Annotated in this window: 15 protein-coding genes; 8 read left to right on the forward strand and 7 right to left on the reverse strand. The window is 71.6% G+C overall.

Features of this window, described 5'->3' with window-relative positions; genetic code table 11:
• The first annotated feature begins 162 nt into the window (after nt 1-162).
• From L0984_RS22270 to L0984_RS22280, 3 genes are all read left to right on the forward strand, one after another.
• A complete protein-coding gene (locus L0984_RS22270; protein WP_017758139.1) occupies nt 163-1,572 on the forward strand; it encodes a sigma-54-dependent transcriptional regulator in 1,410 nt (469 codons plus the stop codon).
• A gap of 56 nt (nt 1,573-1,628) precedes the next feature.
• On the forward strand, nt 1,629-4,010 hold the full coding sequence (locus L0984_RS22275) for a PAS domain S-box protein (RefSeq protein ID WP_234196513.1): 2,382 nt from the start codon (nt 1,629-1,631) through the stop codon (nt 4,008-4,010).
• Between the two features lie 127 nt (nt 4,011-4,137).
• Nucleotides 4,138-4,383, forward strand: a complete 246-nt coding sequence (locus tag L0984_RS22280; protein ID WP_234196515.1) for a hypothetical protein — start codon at nt 4,138-4,140, stop codon at nt 4,381-4,383.
• 46 nt (nt 4,384-4,429) lie between these two features.
• Here the strand turns inward: L0984_RS22280 and L0984_RS22285 are convergent, their stop codons facing one another.
• The gene (locus tag L0984_RS22285) at nt 4,430-4,774 is read right to left on the reverse strand and encodes a hypothetical protein (RefSeq protein WP_234196517.1); all 345 of its coding nucleotides are present in this window, start codon (nt 4,772-4,774) and stop codon (nt 4,430-4,432) included.
• Nucleotides 4,775-4,803: 29 nt separating this feature from the next.
• The gene (locus L0984_RS22290) at nt 4,804-6,162 is read right to left on the reverse strand and encodes an aspartate aminotransferase family protein (protein WP_234196519.1); all 1,359 of its coding nucleotides are present in this window, start codon (nt 6,160-6,162) and stop codon (nt 4,804-4,806) included.
• A gap of 338 nt (nt 6,163-6,500) precedes the next feature.
• On the opposite strand from L0984_RS22290, the gene L0984_RS22295 reads away from it, so the two are divergent.
• Nucleotides 6,501-7,400: a LysR family transcriptional regulator gene (locus tag L0984_RS22295; RefSeq protein ID WP_234196656.1), complete on the forward strand. Its 900-nt coding sequence runs from the start codon at nt 6,501-6,503 to the stop codon at nt 7,398-7,400.
• 54 nt (nt 7,401-7,454) lie between these two features.
• Here L0984_RS22295 and L0984_RS22300 read toward each other — a convergent pair whose 3' ends face one another.
• Nucleotides 7,455-8,435, reverse strand: a complete 981-nt coding sequence (locus tag L0984_RS22300) for a Bug family tripartite tricarboxylate transporter substrate binding protein (protein ID WP_234196521.1) — start codon at nt 8,433-8,435, stop codon at nt 7,455-7,457.
• Nucleotides 8,436-8,547: 112 nt separating this feature from the next.
• Entirely contained in the window at nt 8,548-9,339 is a 792-nt protein-coding gene (locus L0984_RS22305; protein WP_234196524.1) for a substrate-binding domain-containing protein, read from the reverse strand.
• Nucleotides 9,340-9,424: 85 nt separating this feature from the next.
• Here L0984_RS22305 and L0984_RS22310 point away from each other — a divergent pair, with 85 nt between their 5' ends.
• Together L0984_RS22310 and L0984_RS22315 are read left to right on the forward strand one after the other, a co-directional pair.
• Nucleotides 9,425-10,360: a LysR family transcriptional regulator gene (locus tag L0984_RS22310; RefSeq protein WP_234196526.1), complete on the forward strand. Its 936-nt coding sequence runs from the start codon at nt 9,425-9,427 to the stop codon at nt 10,358-10,360.
• A 104-nt stretch (nt 10,361-10,464) separates the two neighbouring features.
• On the forward strand, nt 10,465-11,244 hold the full coding sequence (locus L0984_RS22315) for an MBL fold metallo-hydrolase (RefSeq protein WP_234196528.1): 780 nt from the start codon (nt 10,465-10,467) through the stop codon (nt 11,242-11,244).
• A 15-nt stretch (nt 11,245-11,259) separates the two neighbouring features.
• On the opposite strand, the gene L0984_RS22320 is transcribed toward L0984_RS22315, so the two are convergent.
• The gene (locus tag L0984_RS22320; RefSeq protein WP_234196530.1) at nt 11,260-11,493 is read right to left on the reverse strand and encodes a hypothetical protein; all 234 of its coding nucleotides are present in this window, start codon (nt 11,491-11,493) and stop codon (nt 11,260-11,262) included.
• Nucleotides 11,494-11,646: 153 nt separating this feature from the next.
• Nucleotides 11,647-12,525, reverse strand: a complete 879-nt coding sequence (locus L0984_RS22325; RefSeq protein ID WP_234196532.1) for a peptidoglycan DD-metalloendopeptidase family protein — start codon at nt 12,523-12,525, stop codon at nt 11,647-11,649.
• Between the two features lie 97 nt (nt 12,526-12,622).
• Here L0984_RS22325 and pcp point away from each other — a divergent pair, with 97 nt between their 5' ends.
• Nucleotides 12,623-13,294, forward strand: a complete 672-nt coding sequence (gene pcp, locus L0984_RS22330) for a pyroglutamyl-peptidase I (protein ID WP_234196534.1) — start codon at nt 12,623-12,625, stop codon at nt 13,292-13,294.
• Between the two features lie 96 nt (nt 13,295-13,390).
• On the opposite strand, the gene L0984_RS22335 is transcribed toward pcp, so the two are convergent.
• Nucleotides 13,391-14,332 carry a LysR family transcriptional regulator gene (locus L0984_RS22335; RefSeq protein ID WP_234196536.1) on the reverse strand — a complete coding sequence of 314 codons (942 nt, stop codon included), beginning with the start codon at nt 14,330-14,332 and terminating at the stop codon, nt 13,391-13,393.
• Between the two features lie 115 nt (nt 14,333-14,447).
• On the opposite strand from L0984_RS22335, the gene L0984_RS22340 reads away from it, so the two are divergent.
• Entirely contained in the window at nt 14,448-15,560 is a 1,113-nt protein-coding gene (locus L0984_RS22340; RefSeq protein WP_234196538.1) for a YeiH family protein, read from the forward strand.
• The last annotated feature ends 114 nt before the right edge of the window (nt 15,561-15,674 follow it).

A 15,674-nucleotide genomic window follows, 5' to 3' on the forward strand; every position in this document is an offset into this window, starting at 1 on the left:
CGTGTATTGGGCGGGGATGGATCGGCAGTACTTGCCGCAATTTCTGCATCCGTCCGACAGCGCGGCGACGCGGGCTGCGATAGCGTCCAGGCCTGCGCGCACGAGTCCGCGCCGCATCGCGCGCGCCGGGCCGCCGCCAGAAAAGCACATCCGAGGAGTGGAATGGGACGAGCACTGATCGTCGAGGACGATGAGGACGTGGCACGCATGCTGGCGGCCCTGGTGGCGCGCGAGGGTCATCGCGTCTCCACCTGCGGCACCCTGGCCGATGCGCGGCGTGCGCTGGCGGTCTCGCCGCCCGACCTCATGCTGCTGGACGTGCACCTGCCCGACGGCAGCGGCTTCGAATTGCTCGAAGCGGCCCAGGCCAGCACCCATGACATCGAGGTGGTGCTGATCACCGGGCAGGCGAGCCTGGAGACCTCGATCCGGGCATTGCGCCTGGGCGCGGCCGATTACCTGGTCAAGCCCGTACAGGCGCAGCAGCTGCGGCACCTGCTGTCGCGGCTGATGCGGCCCTCGCGGCTGCGGGCCGAGGTGGCCGAGCTGACCGAGACCTGGCGCGAGACCGGCCGCTTCGGCGCGCTGATCGGACGCTCCGAGCCCATGCAGAGCGTCTACCTGCAGATCGCGCGTGTCGCGGGCTCGGCGGCGACGGTGTTCATCCAGGGCGAGAGCGGCACCGGCAAGGAGCTGGTGGCGCGCGCCGTGCACGACCTGAGCCGCCGCCGCGAGCAGTCCTTCCTGGCCGTCAACTGCGGTGCGCTGTCGCCGCACCTGATCGAGAGCGAGATCTTCGGCCACGAGCGGGGCGCCTTCACCGGCGCCGAGCGCCAGCACCGCGGCTTCTTCGAGCGGGCGCATGGCGGCACGCTCTTCCTCGACGAAGTGACCGAGATGCCGGCCGAGCTGCAGGTCAAGCTGCTGCGGGTGCTGGAGTCGGGCACCTTCATGCGGGTGGGCTCCACCGAGCTGCAGCAGACCGATGTGCGCATCATCGCGGCCACCAACCGCGACCCGCATGCGGCCGTGCGCGCCGGCGTGCTGCGCGAGGACCTGCTCTACCGCCTCAACGTCTTTCCCATCATCCTGCCGCCGCTACGCGCCCGCGGCGACGATGTGGAACTGCTGGCCCTGCACTTTGCGCAGCAGCTGCGCGTGCAGGAGGGGCTGGGCCGCCGCTTCACGCCCGAGGCCCTGCGCAAGCTGCGCGCCTACCACTGGCCCGGCAACGTGCGCCAGCTGCGCAATGCCGTGCAGCGCGCCTGGGTGATGAGCGTGGACGGCTGGATGTCCGACGAATGGATGCCGCCCGGCGCGGCCGATTCGTCGGCCGAGCTGGCGGCGGCCTCGGCGCCCATGCCGCTGGAGCCCCTGGCGCCTGCGCCGGGGCAGACGCCAGCGGCGCCGGGCTGGATCTCCGTGCCGGTGGGCACCTCGCTGGCCGAGATCGAGCGCCAGGCCATCGTGGCCACCTACCTGCACTGCGACCGCCACAAGGAGCGCGCCGCGGCGGTCCTCGGGATCAGCCTGAAGACGCTCTACAACCGCCTCAAGGCTTACAGCCTCTGAGCCGGCATGGCGGCAGGCTTGGCGGGCCCGCCCCACCATCCACCGAGAGGAACCGCATGGACGACCCTGCCCGCTCCCACGCCCCTCCGCCCGGCCCTCCTGGCCCGGCCGCTGCCACGGGCTCGACCGATGCGGCCGCCGCCGGCCAGCGCGTGCGCGAGCTGGAGCGCGAGATCGAGGCCCTGCAGCAGAGCCATGGCCAGCTGCTCAACCTGCTCGACGCCACCGCCATCGCCACCGTCTTCCTCGACCGCGAGCTGCGCGTCGTGCGCTATACGCCGGCGGCCTGCGCCCTGTTCCGCTTCATTCCCGGCGACCTGGGCCGGCCGCTGTCCGACCTGGCCACGCCGCTGCGCTATGCCGGCCTGATGGCCGACGCCGGCCGCGTGCTGCGGCACCTGACGCCCGTGGAGCGCGAGGTGGAGGCTGGCGCCGGCACCTGGTACCTGGCCCGTTTGCTGCCGCACCGCACCGGCGAGGGCCAGGTGGCCGGCGTGGTGCTGACCTTCGTGGACATCAGCGAGCTGCGGCTGGCGCAGCGGGCCCTGCGCGAGTCCGAGGCGCGCTTCGGCGCCATCGTCAACCAGGCCTCGGTGGGCGTGCTGCAGGCCGACGAGGCGGGCCGCATCTTCTTCGTCAACCGCCACTACGCGCGCATGCTGGGCTACGACGAGGACGAACTCGTCGGCACCCTGCTGATGGAGCTGATCCACCCCGAGGACCGTGCCGCCAGCATGGAGCGCACCGAGCGGCTGCTGCGCGACCGCCAGCCCTTCCAGATCGAGAAGCGCTGCCTGCGCAAGGACGGCTCGGTGCTGTGGATGCACAACAGCGTGGGCCTGCTCGACGCCCAGGGCGACGCCACGCCCTCGCTGGTGGTCGTCAGCACCGACATCGGCGAGCGCCGCCGCGCCGAGGACGCGCTGCGCGCCAGCGAGGAGCGGCTGCGCCTGATCGTGGAGAACGCGGTCGAATACGCCATCTTCTCCACCGACCTGCAGGGCCGCATCACCGGCTGGAACACGGGCGCCGAGCGCCTGCTGGGCTATTCGGAGCCCGAGGTCGCGGGTCGCTTCGCCGACCTGGTCTTCACCGAGGAGGACCGCGCCTCGGGTGCGCCGCGGCTGGAGCTGCAGGCCGCGCTGCGCGAAGGCCATGCCATGGACGACCGCTGGCATGTGCGCAAGGACGGCTCGCGCTTCTGGGCCAGCGGCGCGCTCATGCCCATGCGCGGGCCCGATGGCCTGGTGGGTTTCGTCAAGATCCTGCGCGACCAGAGCCAGCAGCGCGCCGCGCAGCAGGCCCTGGAGGCCGCCAACCGCAGCAAGGACCGCTTCCTGGCGGTGCTGTCGCACGAGCTGCGCAATCCGCTCGCCTCCATCCATGCGGCGGGCACGGCGCTGGCCGAGCCGGACCTGCCCGCGCCGGAGCGCGGCCGGGCCACCGACATCGTGCGGCGCCAGGCACAGACCATGAAGGTGCTGCTCGACGACCTGCTGGACGTCTCCAGCCTGCGCCTGGGCCGCATGAACCTGCGCAAGGGCTGGGTGCCGGTGCGCGTGCTGGTGGAGGCCGCGGTGGAGTCGACGCGCCACGGGCTGGACGATGCCGCCCATGCGCTCGCGGTGTCGGTGCCCGAGCCGGAGCTGCAGCTCTTCGTCGACCCCGTGCGCATGAGCCAGGTGCTGTCGAACCTGCTGACCAATGCCGTCAAGTACACGCCCGACGGCGGACGCATCGCGCTCGACGTCGCGCGGCACGGCGGGGAGCTCGTCTTCTGCGTCAGCGACAACGGCATCGGCATGGAGGCTGGCGTGGTCGAGTCGATGTTCGAGATGTTCGCGCAGCGGCCCTCGGAGCTGCGGCCCGGCGCCGGCGGGCTGGGCATCGGCCTTGCACTGGTGCGCAGCATCGTGGAACTGCACGGTGGCCGCGTCAGCGGCGACAGCACGGGCCCAGGCCAGGGCTCGCGCTTCACCGTGGCCGTGCCCATCGACGGGCTGCCCGGCGAGGTGCGGCCCGATCCGCAACCGCCCGCGAGCGCCACGGACGCCGCTGCCGCGGCGCGCCTGACCCGCGTGCTGCTGGTGGACGACAACGCCGACGCGGTCTGGCCTATCGCGCGGCTGCTGGGGCTGCGGGGCTTCGACGCGCAGGTGGCGCTGTCGGGCAGTGAGGCGCTGACCCAGGTGGTCCATGCGCCGCCGGACGTGCTGGTGCTCGACATCGGCATGCCCTCGCCCGACGGCTACGAGGTGGCGCGGGCGGTCAAGGCCATGCCCGACGCGCAGGACGTGCGGCTGATCGCCGCCACCGGCTGGGGGCAGCCCGACGATGTGGAGCGCACGCGCCGCGCGGGCTTCGATGCCCACCTGGTCAAGCCGCTGGACCTCGACGAACTCGTGACGGCGCTGCGGCGGCTGTGCCCCGGCACCTGAGCCAGTCGGACCGAAGCCGTCACATGGCCGACAGGGGCGGCCGCTCCGCGCCGACGCCGGGGTCGTGCCGCGGCACACACGATGCGGCATCGGCCGCCCCTGATGCGTGCCGCAAGGAACCACTCGGATGGATTGGATCGGTCTGCTTCAATGGCCCGCGTTCGCGGCCTCGGTCATCTCGGCCTGGCTCGTGGCTTCGAACGACAAGCGTCGGCGCAACACCGGCTTCTGGATCTTCCTGGCCAGCAACGTGATGTGGGGAGCCTGGGGCCTGCACACGCAGGCCTGGGCCCTCATCGCGCTCCAGCTGTGCCTGGCCGTGATGAACGTGCGCGGCCTGCGCAAGACCGAGACGGGCGACAAGGGAGATTGAGCGGACGGGCGGCGAGGGCAACGGTGGCCCGGCCCGTCCGGCCCGTTCAGCGCGAAGGCGCGGCGGAGGCCTCGATGAACTGCAGTTCGACCGCCGGCTCGCCGGGTCGCACGCCCAGCGACTGGTTGGCGGCCTCCTGGGCGCAGAGCAGGACGTCGATGGCCAGGTCCTCGGCCTCGCTGAGCGGGCAGTCGCCGGTGGCGCCCGACTGCTCCCAGTCGGCGAGCTTTTCCATGGCCTGCCAGGCGAACTGCGGCGCCACCCGTGTCACACGAAAGACGTCATGTGCGGCCTCCAGCGCCGTGCTGTGCTGGGCCAGCGTGCCGTCGGGCACGAGGACCTGCATCATCACGGCGGGGCGGGTGGCGGCGGCGGTGCTTCGGGCGTCCATCCCCGTATTGAAGCACGAGCGGCTGAACGTCAGGCGACTTCCTGCAGCGCCTCGCCCACGGCGTTGATCAGGCGGTCGATCTCGGCACGCTCGGTGATGAAGGGCGGCGCCAGCTGGATGGTGTCGGCGCCGTAGCGCACGTAGAAGCCCTTCTTCCAGCAGGCCATGGCGATTTCATAGGGCCGCTTGGCCGGCTCGCCGGGCACCGGTGCGATGGTGATGCCCGCGGCCAGGCCGAAGTTGCGGATGTCGGCGACGTGCTTGGCGCCCTTGAGGCTGTGCACCGCGGTCTCGAAGTAGGGCGCCAGCGCCTTCACGCGGCCGGGGCCGTCTTCAGCGATCAGCAGGTCCAGTGCGGCGATGCCGGCGGCGCAGGCCACCGGGTGGGCCGAGTAGGTGTAGCCGTGCGGAAACTCGACCAGGTAGTCCGGGCCGCCGGCGGCCATGAAGGTGTCGTAGATCTCCTTGGTGGCCACCACGCCGCCCAGCGGCTGCACGCCGTTGGTCACTTGCTTGGCGAAGTTCAGGATGTCCGGCGTCACGCCGAAGGCCTCGGCACCCGTCATGGCGCCGGCGCGGCCGAAGCCGGTGATGACCTCGTCGAAGATCAGCAGGATGTTGTTCTGCGTGCAGATCTCGCGCAGGCGCTGCAGGTAGCCCACCGGCGGAATCACCACGCCGGCCGAGCCGGAGAAGGGCTCGACGATCACGGCGGCGATGTTCGACGCGTCGTGCAGGGCGATCACGTCCAGCAGTCGGTTGGCCAGCTCCACGCCGCCCACTTCGGGCATGCCCTTGGCGAAGGTGCCCATGGCGGGCTGGGTGTGGGGCAGGTGGTCGGCTTCGACGCCCTGGCCGAAGGTCTTGCGGTTGCCGCCGATGCCGCCGACGGAGATGCCGCCGAAGTTGACGCCGTGGTAGCCCTTCTCGCGGCCGATCAGGCGGGTCTTGGTGCCCTGGCCCTTGGCGCGCCAGTAGGCGCGGGCCAGCTTGAGGGAGGTGTCGGCCGACTCGGAGCCGGAGTCGGTGAAGAAGACGTAGTCCAGCCCCTGGGGCATCAGCGCCTTGACCTTGTTGGCCAGCTCGAACGAGAGCGGATGCCCGAACTGGAAGGCCGGCGAATAGTCCAGCGTGGCCACCTGGCGGGCCACGGCCTCGCTGATCTCGTTGCGGCAGTGGCCGAGGCCCGTGCACCACAGGCCCGACAGGCCGTCGAAGATCTTGCGGCCATCGGCGTCGGTGAAGTAGGCGCCCTTGCCGCTCACGATGATGCGCGGGTCGGCCTTGAACTGGCGGTTGCCGGTGAAGGGCATCCAGTGGGCTTCGAGCCAGGCGGCGTCGGTGCGCACGGTGGGGGCCGGGGCGGGAGAGGCGAGGGTGGAGCTCATGGCGGCGGTAGGAAAGGTCGGGGGATGGGCAATGCCAGTCAGTCAACCAAAGTCCGTTCGGGCTGAGCTTGTCGAAGCCTGGCGCAGGCCCTTCGACAAGCTCAGGGCGGACGGGTCAACTGACTGGCATTGGGAATAGGCGTGATTGTGGCCATGCCGATACTGGCGAAAATGGACATTCATCACTGTTCACTTGACGATCCATGCAAGCAAGAAAGCCGCGTGCCGCCGCGCCCGCTGCGGCGGCGCCGCCGGTGACCCGGGGCAAGGCGAAGCCGGCCGGCGCCTCGGAAGAAGCCCGTCCGCGCGGCCGTGCCGTGCTGGGCCAGGTCAGCGACATGGACCTGCGCCTGCTGCGCGTGTTCAAGGCGGTGGTCGACTGCGGCGGCATGACCGCGGCCGAGCTGGAGCTGAACATCGGCACCTCCACCGTCAGCCGCCACGTCAAGGACCTGGAAACGCGCCTGGGCCTGACGCTGTGCCGGCGTGGGCGCACTGGCTTCGCCCTCACGCCGGAGGGGCAGAAGGTCTACGAGCAGACGCTGGGCCTGCTGGCGGCGGTGGACACCTTCCGCGGGGGCATCGACGAGATCCACGGTCGCATGGGCGGCGAGCTGGAGGTGGCGCTGTTCGACAAGACGGCCAGCAACCCGCAGGCCCGCATCGGGGAGGCCATGGCGCGCTTTGCCGAGCGCGCGCCCAGCGTGTCGCTGAACGTGCACGTGGCCTCGCTCAATGCCATCGAGCGCGGCGTGATCGACGGCCGCTTCCATGTGGGCGTGGTGCCGGCGCACCGGGCTTCGCAGAGCCTGGCCTATGCCGACCTGTTCGGCGAGACGATGCAGCTCTATGCCGGTCGCGGCCATCCCCTGTTCGAGGCCGACACCGACGCGCTGGACTGGGCCGACCTGCGCCGCCATGCCTTCGCCGGCCTGGGCTACCACTCGCCCAACATGGAGCTGAGCCACCGCGCACGTCTGACCCGGCGCGCCACCGGCTACGACCAGGAGGCCATCGCGCTGCTGCTGCTGTCCGGGCGCTACCTGGGCTTCCTGCCCGACCACTATGCGGCCGGCTTCGAGCGCGAAGGCCGGTTGCGGGCTCTGGCGCCGCAGCGCCTGGTCTACGACTGCCGCTTCGTCGGCGTGTGGCGCCGCTCGCCGCAGCCGGCGCGGGCCACGGCGCTGTTCGCGCAATGCCTGCAGGAGGCGCACGCAGCGGCGTCGTCGCCCCAATGAAAAAGCCGGCCAGGGGCCGGCTTGCGCAGGCGTGCGGGACGTGCCCGCGACTCCTTATTCGGGCTTGACGCCCGCGCTGCGCAGGCTGTCGCCCCAGCGCTGCGTCTCGTGCTGCACGAAGCTGCGCACTTCGGCGGGCGTCATGTTGCCGGCCGTCACGCCCTGCTCGGCGAAGCGGGTCTTGACCTCGGGGTTGGCCAGCGCGGTGCGCAGTTCCTTCTGCATGCGCTCCTGCACGGCGGCGGGCGTGTTGTGCGGGGCCATGAGCGCGAACCAGGTCGTCATCTCGTAGCCCGGCACGCCGGCTTCGGCCAGGGGCGGCAGGTTGGGGAAGATGGGCGAACGGGTGGCCGAGGTCACGGCCAGGGCGCGCACCTTGTTCGCCTTGATGTGGGGCGAGGCCGAGGGGCTGGTCTCCAGCGCCATCTGGATGTTGCCGGCCAGCAGGTCGGCCATCATGGGCGCACCGCCCTTGTAGGGCACGTGCGTGATGTCGGTCTTGGTGATGGCGCGGAACAGCTCGCCGGCCAGGTGCTCGGTGCTGCCGGGGCCGGCCGAGCCGTAGTTGAGCTTGCCCGGGTTGGCCTTGGCATAGGCGATCAGCTCGGGCACGGTCTTGGCCGGCACCGACGGGTTGACGATCAGCACGTTGGGCGTGGTGCCGATCAGGCCGATAGGATCGAAGTCGCGGCCGAAGTCGTAGGGCAGGCTCTTGTAGAGCGCCGGTGCCACGGCGTGGGCGATGGCGGCCATCAGGAAGGTGTTGCCGTCCGGCGTGGCGCGGGCGGCGATGCCGGCGCCCAGGGTGCCGCCGGCACCGCCGCGGTTGTCCACCACCACCGGCACGCCCAGCTGGGTCGACAGCTTCTGCCCCACGATGCGGGCCAGGATGTCGTTGGTGCCGCCGGCCGCGAAAGGCACGATGAGGGTGATGGGCTTGGAAGGCCAGTCGGCCGCCGCAGCGATGCCGGCAGCGCCGGTGAGGGTGGAAAAGGCCAGGGCGCTCAGCACGGCGCGGCGGGAGATCGATCGCATGGTCGGCGGGTCCGGAAAAGGAGGGAGAGAGGAAAGAAAAGAGCGCCGGCGCGGGCATGCGCGGCGCGGGTCCGACCACCGGGAGCGGCGGCCGGCCACCGGGGGGGCTCGCTCAGCGCGTGCCGCCCTTGGTCATCGGCACCAGGCCGGTCGAGCGGATGACCTCCGCGTTCTCGGGCGTGGCCAGGAAGCGCAGGAAGCGCGTGGCTTCGTCGCGGCGCGGGCTGCTGGCGACGACGGCGGCGGAGAACTCGGTCACGTACTGCACGTCGGCCGGCAGGTCGCCCACGATGTCGATGCCATGCACCGGCAGCAGTTCGCTGCGCTGCTGGCAGCCGAAGTCGGCTTCCTTGGACGCGATGATCTCGCCCACCGGCGTGGCCGGGATCTTGCGGCCCTTGCCGCGCATCTGCTCGGCGATGCCCAGCTTGGGCAGCATCTCGCGCTCGATGTACTCGCCGCTGGCGCTGTCGGACCAGGCCACGGAGCGGGCATTCAGCAGCGTCTGGCGCAACTTGTCGACGGTGCTGATGTCGGGTCGCGGCGCACCCTGGGGCACGGCGCAGGCGATGGTGGAGTCGGCCAGCACGACCTTGGAGCCCGGCACCAGCTGGCCGGTGGCCATCAGCTTGTCGAGCGCGTCGCCGACCATGATGACGACGTCGATGGGTTCCTTGCGGTCCAGTCGCTGGGGAATGGCGTTCTTGGTGGCGCCCATCGACGGGCCCCACTGCGAGTTGACCTCATGGTCGGGCTGCTTCTGCCACTCGGCCACCAGCTTCTTGTAGGCCGCCGCGAAGCCGCCGGAGGAGACGACGGTCAGGGGTTCGGCCAGGGCATTGCCGGCAAAGGCGAGGAAGAGGGCGGCGCAGGCGAAGCTTCGCTTCAGGCTTGTCTCGGTCATGTTCTTGGAGGATGGGTTGAAACCGGCCCGCATCGTCGGTGCCGCGCGTTGTTGCGACAAGTGCAACGTTCAATACACTTGTTGCGTGCCACGCATCAATTTCGATCTCCAGCAACTGCAGGCCTTCGTGGCGGTCGCGGACCGCAGCGGCTTCCGGGCGGCGGCGGAAGACCTTCACCTCTCGCCCGCCGCGCTCAGCCGCCGCGTGGACCGGCTGGAACAGCTGCTGGGCGCGCGCCTCTTCGAGCGCACCACGCGGGATGTGCGGCTCACGCGCGTGGGCGAGTCCTTCCTGTCGCGGGCGCGCATGGCATTGGACGACCTGGAGGCTGCGGTGCTGGGCGTGCACGAGATCGCCGCACGCCATGCGGGCCGCATCTCCATCGCCTGCGTGCCCACCGTGGCGACGGCGCGCATGCCGCAGCTGATCGAGGGCTTCAGCCGCCGGCTGCCGCAGGTGCGGGTGCGGCTGATGGATGGCGGCATGGACGAGGTGGCGGCCGCCGTGCGCACGGGTGAGGCCGACCTGGGCCTGGGTTTCAGCGGCGTGACCGACCCGGCGCTGAACTTCGAGCCCCTGCTGGAAGAGCGCTATGTGCTCGCCGTGCGCCGCGACCATCCGCTGGCGCGCAAGCGCTCGCCGAGCCTGGCGATGTTCGCCGGCGAGCGCTGGGTGGCGGTGGCGCGCACCAGCGGTAACCGGCGCCTGATCGATGCCGGCCTGGGGGCCGACCAGCGTCCGCCTCCGGCTTGGCTGGAGGTCGGCCATGTGAGTGCGCTGCTCGCGATGGTGGAGGCGGGCCTGGGGGTCGGGCTGGTGCCCGAGTTGGCATTGCACCCGCGCCACACGACGCTCAAAGGCCTGCGCCTGGCGGATGTGCCGCTGAAGCGCCGCATGGGCGCGCTGACGCTGGCCGGCGCCACGCCGTCGCCGCTGGCGCAGCGCTTCCTGGCGCATCTGCGCAGCGCCTGGCGCGAGATTCCGCAGGCCGCGCCGGCCGCCGACGCGGCATCCGGTTGATCCAACTCAAACACGCGGCGAAAGCCGCGGGCGCCGCATCGACATGCGGTGGACTCAGGTCAAGAATCCGCCGTTCTTCGTCTTTCCGCCCCGGCGCCGGCCCCGTGCCCATCGAGCTCTACCGCGACGCGCAGCATGCCTGCCTGATGTTCACCGACTTGGTCCGCGACGGCGGCGAGGCGGTGCAGTGCAACCAGTTCCTGCTGATCGACCAGGGCGTGGGCGCGATCATCGATCCGGGCGGCAACATCGCCTTCAACGAGCTCTTCCTGGGCATGACGCGGCATTTCCCGCCCAACCGACTGAGCTATCTGATCGCCTCGCATGCCGACCCCGACATCATTGCCTCGCTGGACCGCTGGCTGACCACCACCTCGGCGCAGCTGGTGATCTCGCGCATCTGGGCGCGCTTTGCGCCGCACTTCGCCAAGAGCGGCAAGACGACGGAGCGTGTGCTGTCGGTGCCCGATGCGGGCGGGCGGCTGCGGTTGGGAGGCAGCGAGTTGTGGCTGCTGCCCGCGCACTTCCTGCATTCGGAAGGCAACTTCCAGTTCTACGACCCCGTGAGCCGCATCCTGTTCTCGGGGGATCTGGGCGCCTCGATGGTGGGCGGTACCGAGGCGCAGACGCCGGTGACGGACTTCGCCCGCATCCGCCCGCACATGGAAGCCTTCCACCGCCGCTACATGGTGTCCAACAAGGTGATGCGGCTGTGGGTGCGCATGGCACGGCAGCTGGACATCGCACTGCTGGTGCCGCAGCACGGCGCGCCGCTCGCGGGGCCGGCCATCGGCGCTTTTCTGGACTGGGCCGAATCCCTGCAGTGCGGGATCGACCTGCTGGGGCAGGACGCCTACCTCGTGCCGTCGGGCGTGTTGGGATAGGCGCCCTGCACCGCCTCAGGCGGCGGCTTGGTCGCCTCCTTCGGGGCGGATCTTTCCGGCCTCCACATACTGGTCGTACTGCAGGCGCGGCATGGCCGTGGTGCCCACGGTGCCGGGCTCGGATTCCCACGACAGGGTGACGCTGTCGTCGGCTTCCAGTATCTCGACCCGGCCTTCCGGGATCTCGATGGGCGCGCCGTCGCCGGGCGTGAAGGTGACGTGGCCATGAATGGTGGCAAATCGGGGCATTCGTTTCTCCTCGGACGATGGTTCGGGCGGGCCTTCCACTGCGGCCCGCCTCGCCGCGGATTGCATCAGGGCGGGGGCCGGATGCCGTGTCGGACGGCGGCGCATGCTGCAGCGCGGCAGGGTCGCTTTCCTGGCTGAGGCCGGCCGAAGGCTTCAGGCCTCGATGAAGAGCGCCGGGTCGACCATCGTCCGGTTGAGCATCACGCCCCAGTGCAGGTGCGGCCCCGTCACGCGGCCGGTGGCGCCCACGGCGCAGAACGCGTCGCCGGTGGCCAGGCGGTCGCCCACCTTGGCGTCGATGCGGCTGAGGTGGCAGTACATGCTCAGCAGGCCGCCGCCATGGTCCAGCCACACGGTGCCGCCGTTGAAGAAGTAGTCCCCCGTGTCGATCACCCGGCCGGGCAGCGGGGCGCGCACGGGCGTGCCGGTGCCGGCGGCGATGTCCATGCCGCTGTGCGGATTGCGGGCCTGGCCGTTGAACACGCGGCGCAGCCCGAAGGAACTGGAGCGGCGGCCGGGCACCGGCACCGCCATGGCCAGTTCGGCAGGCAACGGGTCGCTGAAGATGGCCATCACGCCGGCCTGATGGTCGCGCTCGCGCTCGTAGCGGGCCTGGTCCGCGGCGGAGAGGTCGACGGTCTTGGGCGCCACGGTGAGCCGCTGCTCGGCATAGCGCTTGGGCGCGATGGCATAGGCGATGCGGCGGCTGCCGCCCGCCTCGTCGACCCGCACATGGGCCTCGCCGGGCTGCGCGGCCAGCGGTATGCCGACGATGGCCGTCCAGGCGATGGCGTCGCCCACCACCAGCACCGGCAGGCCCGCTTCGGTCTTCACGCGCGGCCGCTGGTTGGCGGGGCCCAGCGGCAGGCGTGCCACGCCGCCCGGCACCTGCAGCGAGCGTGGCCGCACGGCGGGCTCAGAGGTGGCGGACACGGGCCGCGCGGCCTGCGCAGCAAAGGGCGTGGACAGGGGCAGGGCGCACAGGCCCAGCAGCGTGCGGCGGCGGTTCGGAAATCGAAAGTCTTGGGTCATGGGCAGGATGGACAGGCGAGCGGCCTGGCGGCCGGGCAGGCATGGAGCCTACCTGTCTGCGATACCCTTGCCGGCGCCTGCGTTCCTTCCTGCGTCCATGTCCACGTCACTTCGCCGGGTTCTGCTGACGGGCTTCGAGCCCTTTGGCGGCGATGCCTTCAACCCTTCGTGGGAAGTCGCCCGCGCGCTCGACCGGGAAGTGCTGGCGCCGGGCGTGGTGGTCGAATCCGCCTGCCTTCCCTGCGTGTTCGGAGAGGCAATTGCCTCTCTGGACGAGCACCTGGGCGCAGGTGCGCCGCCCCTGATGGTCGTCGCGCTCGGCCTGGCGGGCGGGCGGGCCGGCCTCACGCCCGAGCGCGTCGCGATCAACATCGACGACGCCCGCATTGCCGACAACGACGGCCGCCAGCCCGTGGACCGGCCCGTGGTGCCCGGAGCGCCGGCCGCCTACTTCTCGCGCCTGCCGATCAAGGCCATGGTGCGGGCACTTCAGGCCGCGGGCCTTCCTGCGGCGGTGTCGAACACGGCGGGCACCTTCGTCTGCAACCACCTGTTCTTCGCGCTGATGCATCGGCTCGCCACCCGCCCGGCGCTGGCGGGCGTGCGTGGCGGCTTCGTGCACCTGCCCTGGTTGCCGACGCAGCTGGCGGAGCATCCGGGCGAGCCGGCCCTGGCGCTGGCCGACCAGGTCGCGGGTGTGCGCCTGCTGCTGCGCACCGCACTGCGCGTCGACACGGACATCGTGGAGGGCGGCGGCGCCCTGCATTGAGGCGCCCAGGCCGGGCGCGGAGCGCTGGCCGGACAGGAGTGACTGCGGTGGTGCGTCGCCGCTCCCGGTCCCGGGCAATGCGTACAGAGACCCCGCTCAGCGCGCCCCGTCGCGGCCCACCGTCGCCCGCGCCATGGCCATGGCCCAGAAGCGCGACAGGGCCCGCGTCGGCTGCTTGTGCCGGTGCAGCACCAGGTGGCATTGCCGCCGCAGCGGCGGCAGCGCGGTCTGCAGCGCCACCAGCCGGCCGGCGGCCAGCGCCTCCTGCACCACCCAGCGCGAGAGGCAGGCCACGCCCAGCCCTTCCACCGCGGCCTGCTGGATCGCCTCGGAGCTGCCCAGCTCCAGGCTGCGGGCATGGGCGCCCAGGTGCGGCAGCAGCAGCTGGTCGGTGACCTCGCGCGTGCCGGAGCCGGGCTCGCGCAGCAGCCACAGCGACTCGCGCAGGCGGCGCATGGGCACGCGCGCTGTGTCGTCCGCGGTGCCGAAGGTGCCAGGCGCGGCGACCAGCACCATCTCGTCCTGAAGCCAGGGCGTGCTGGCCAGGGCGGGCAGGCGGTTGGGGCCTTCGATCAGGCCCACGTCCAGCTCGAAGGCGGCCACGGCCTCGCACACGGCCTCGGTGTTGCCGATGCGCACGCGCGCCTGCCAGCCGGCCGGTGCCGCCTGCAGCTGCGCCCCCAGAAAGTCGCGCAGCAGCGCCGGCAGCACATGGTTGCCCAGCGTGGTGCTGGCGCCGATGCGCAGCGCCAGCGCGTCGGCGTCGCCGCCCTCGTGGGCCAGGCGCTCGATGTCGGCGGCGGCGTCCAGCAGCGCCAGGGCGCGTGGCAGCACGCGGCGGCCATCGTCGTTGAGCACCAGGCGCTTGCCGGTGCGGTCGAACAGGCGCAGCCCCAGCAGGCGTTCCAGCTCGTTCAGGGCCGAGCTGGTGGCCGACTGCGACAGCGCGATGGCCTGGGCCGCCGCCGCTGTACTGCCGGTCTGGGCGACGGCGGCAAAGACGCGCATCTGGCGCAGGGTGAGGCGGGGCATGTCCATGGGCGGGGGTCTCATCGAGCGATCCAGTCGCTCGATGCTAGCCAGATTACCCGTTGGACGGGTCGAAGGCCGCTGCCTAGAGTCGATGCCATTCCCACTGACACAGCAGCCTGCCATGAACATCGAGGCCCATCCCCTTCCTGCACACGCCCTGCCGGCCGCAGCGCCGGTGTCCTGGGGCGCGCGCCATCTGCCCGGCCTGGCCCTGGCCGGACTGCTGGCCGCCGGGGGCATGGTGCTGGGGCAGATCCCGGCGCTGGCGCACAGCGGCCTGAGCGCGCTCACGCTGGCCATCGTGCTGGGCATGCTCGCCGGCAACCTGGTGCCGGCGCACTGGCATGCCCGGCCGGGGCCGGGCATCGGCATGGCCAAGCAGCAGTTGCTGCGCCTGGGCGTCGTGCTCTACGGCCTGCGCCTGACGGTGCAGGACATCGGCCACGTCGGCCTGGCGGGCGTGCTGGTCGACGCGCTGATGCTGGCTTCCACCTTCGGCATCGCCTGCTGGGTGGGCCTGCGCTGGCTGCGCATGGAGCGCGAGACGGTGATGCTGATCGGCGCCGGCAGCGCGATCTGCGGCGCCGCCGCCGTGATGGCGACCGAGCCGGTGGTGCGCGGCCGGCCCGCGCAGGTGACGGTGGCCGTGGCCACGGTGGTGGTCTTCGGCACGCTGGCCATCTTCACGTACCCGGCGCTGTATGCGCTCAACCAGCACTGGGCGCTGGTGCCCGGGGGGCAGCACGGCTTCGGCCTCTATGCGGGCGCCACCATCCACGAGGTGGCGCAGGTGGTGGCCGCCGCGCGCGGCATCGGCCCCGAGGCGGCCGACACGGCCGTCATCGCGAAGATGGTGCGCGTGATGATGCTGGCGCCCTTCCTGCTGATGCTGGCCGCCTGGCTGGGCCGCCGGCGGGGAGCCAGCCACTCTGAAGAGGGCCATGGGGACGGCCCCGCGCCCGCCGCCCGCCTGGCCGTGCCCTGGTTCGCCTTCGGCTTCGTGGCGGTGGTGCTCTTCAATTCGCTGCACTGGCTGCCGGAGGGCGCCGTGCAGGCGGCCAATGCGCTGGACAACCTGCTGCTCGCGATGGCGATGGGCGCCCTGGGCTTCACCACGCGGCTCGGCGCCATCCGGCAGGCCGGCCCCCGCCCGCTGCTGCTGGCCGCCTTGCTGGCCCTGTGGCTGGTGGTGGGAGGCGCAGTGGTCAGCCGGCTGGTGCTGGGCGTGAACTGAGAAGCACCCCCCATGCCGCTTCGCGGCTCCCCCCTCTCTGGCGCCTTCGGCTTGGAGGGGGGCGCACCCAGAGGCCTGGCGAAGCCAGTTCCTCGGGGCCCTGGCGTGGCCTGC

The organism is Pseudacidovorax sp. NFM-22 (assembly GCF_021401245.1).
Classification (GTDB): Bacteria; Pseudomonadota; Gammaproteobacteria; order Burkholderiales; family Burkholderiaceae_C; genus Xenophilus.

Bases quoted from the DNA above. Each gene is read 5' to 3' on its own strand.
- L0984_RS22270 (WP_017758139.1), top strand. From the start codon at position 163: ATGGGACGAGCACTGATCGTCGAGGACGATGAGGACGTGGCACGCATG.
- L0984_RS22275 (WP_234196513.1), top strand. From the start codon at position 1,629: ATGGACGACCCTGCCCGCTCCCACGCCCCTCCGCCCGGCCCTCCTGGC.
- L0984_RS22280 (WP_234196515.1), top strand. From the start codon at position 4,138: ATGGATTGGATCGGTCTGCTTCAATGGCCCGCGTTCGCGGCCTCGGTC.
- L0984_RS22285 (WP_234196517.1), bottom strand. From the start codon at position 4,774: ATGGACGCCCGAAGCACCGCCGCCGCCACCCGCCCCGCCGTGATGATG.
- L0984_RS22290 (WP_234196519.1), bottom strand. From the start codon at position 6,162: ATGAGCTCCACCCTCGCCTCTCCCGCCCCGGCCCCCACCGTGCGCACC.
- L0984_RS22295 (WP_234196656.1), top strand. From the start codon at position 6,501: ATGGACCTGCGCCTGCTGCGCGTGTTCAAGGCGGTGGTCGACTGCGGC.
- L0984_RS22300 (WP_234196521.1), bottom strand. From the start codon at position 8,435: ATGCGATCGATCTCCCGCCGCGCCGTGCTGAGCGCCCTGGCCTTTTCC.
- L0984_RS22305 (WP_234196524.1), bottom strand. From the start codon at position 9,339: ATGACCGAGACAAGCCTGAAGCGAAGCTTCGCCTGCGCCGCCCTCTTC.
- L0984_RS22320 (WP_234196530.1), bottom strand. From the start codon at position 11,493: ATGCCCCGATTTGCCACCATTCATGGCCACGTCACCTTCACGCCCGGC.
- L0984_RS22325 (WP_234196532.1), bottom strand. From the start codon at position 12,525: ATGACCCAAGACTTTCGATTTCCGAACCGCCGCCGCACGCTGCTGGGC.
- pcp (WP_234196534.1), top strand. From the start codon at position 12,623: ATGTCCACGTCACTTCGCCGGGTTCTGCTGACGGGCTTCGAGCCCTTT.
- L0984_RS22335 (WP_234196536.1), bottom strand. From the start codon at position 14,332: ATGGACATGCCCCGCCTCACCCTGCGCCAGATGCGCGTCTTTGCCGCC.
- L0984_RS22340 (WP_234196538.1), top strand. From the start codon at position 14,448: ATGAACATCGAGGCCCATCCCCTTCCTGCACACGCCCTGCCGGCCGCA.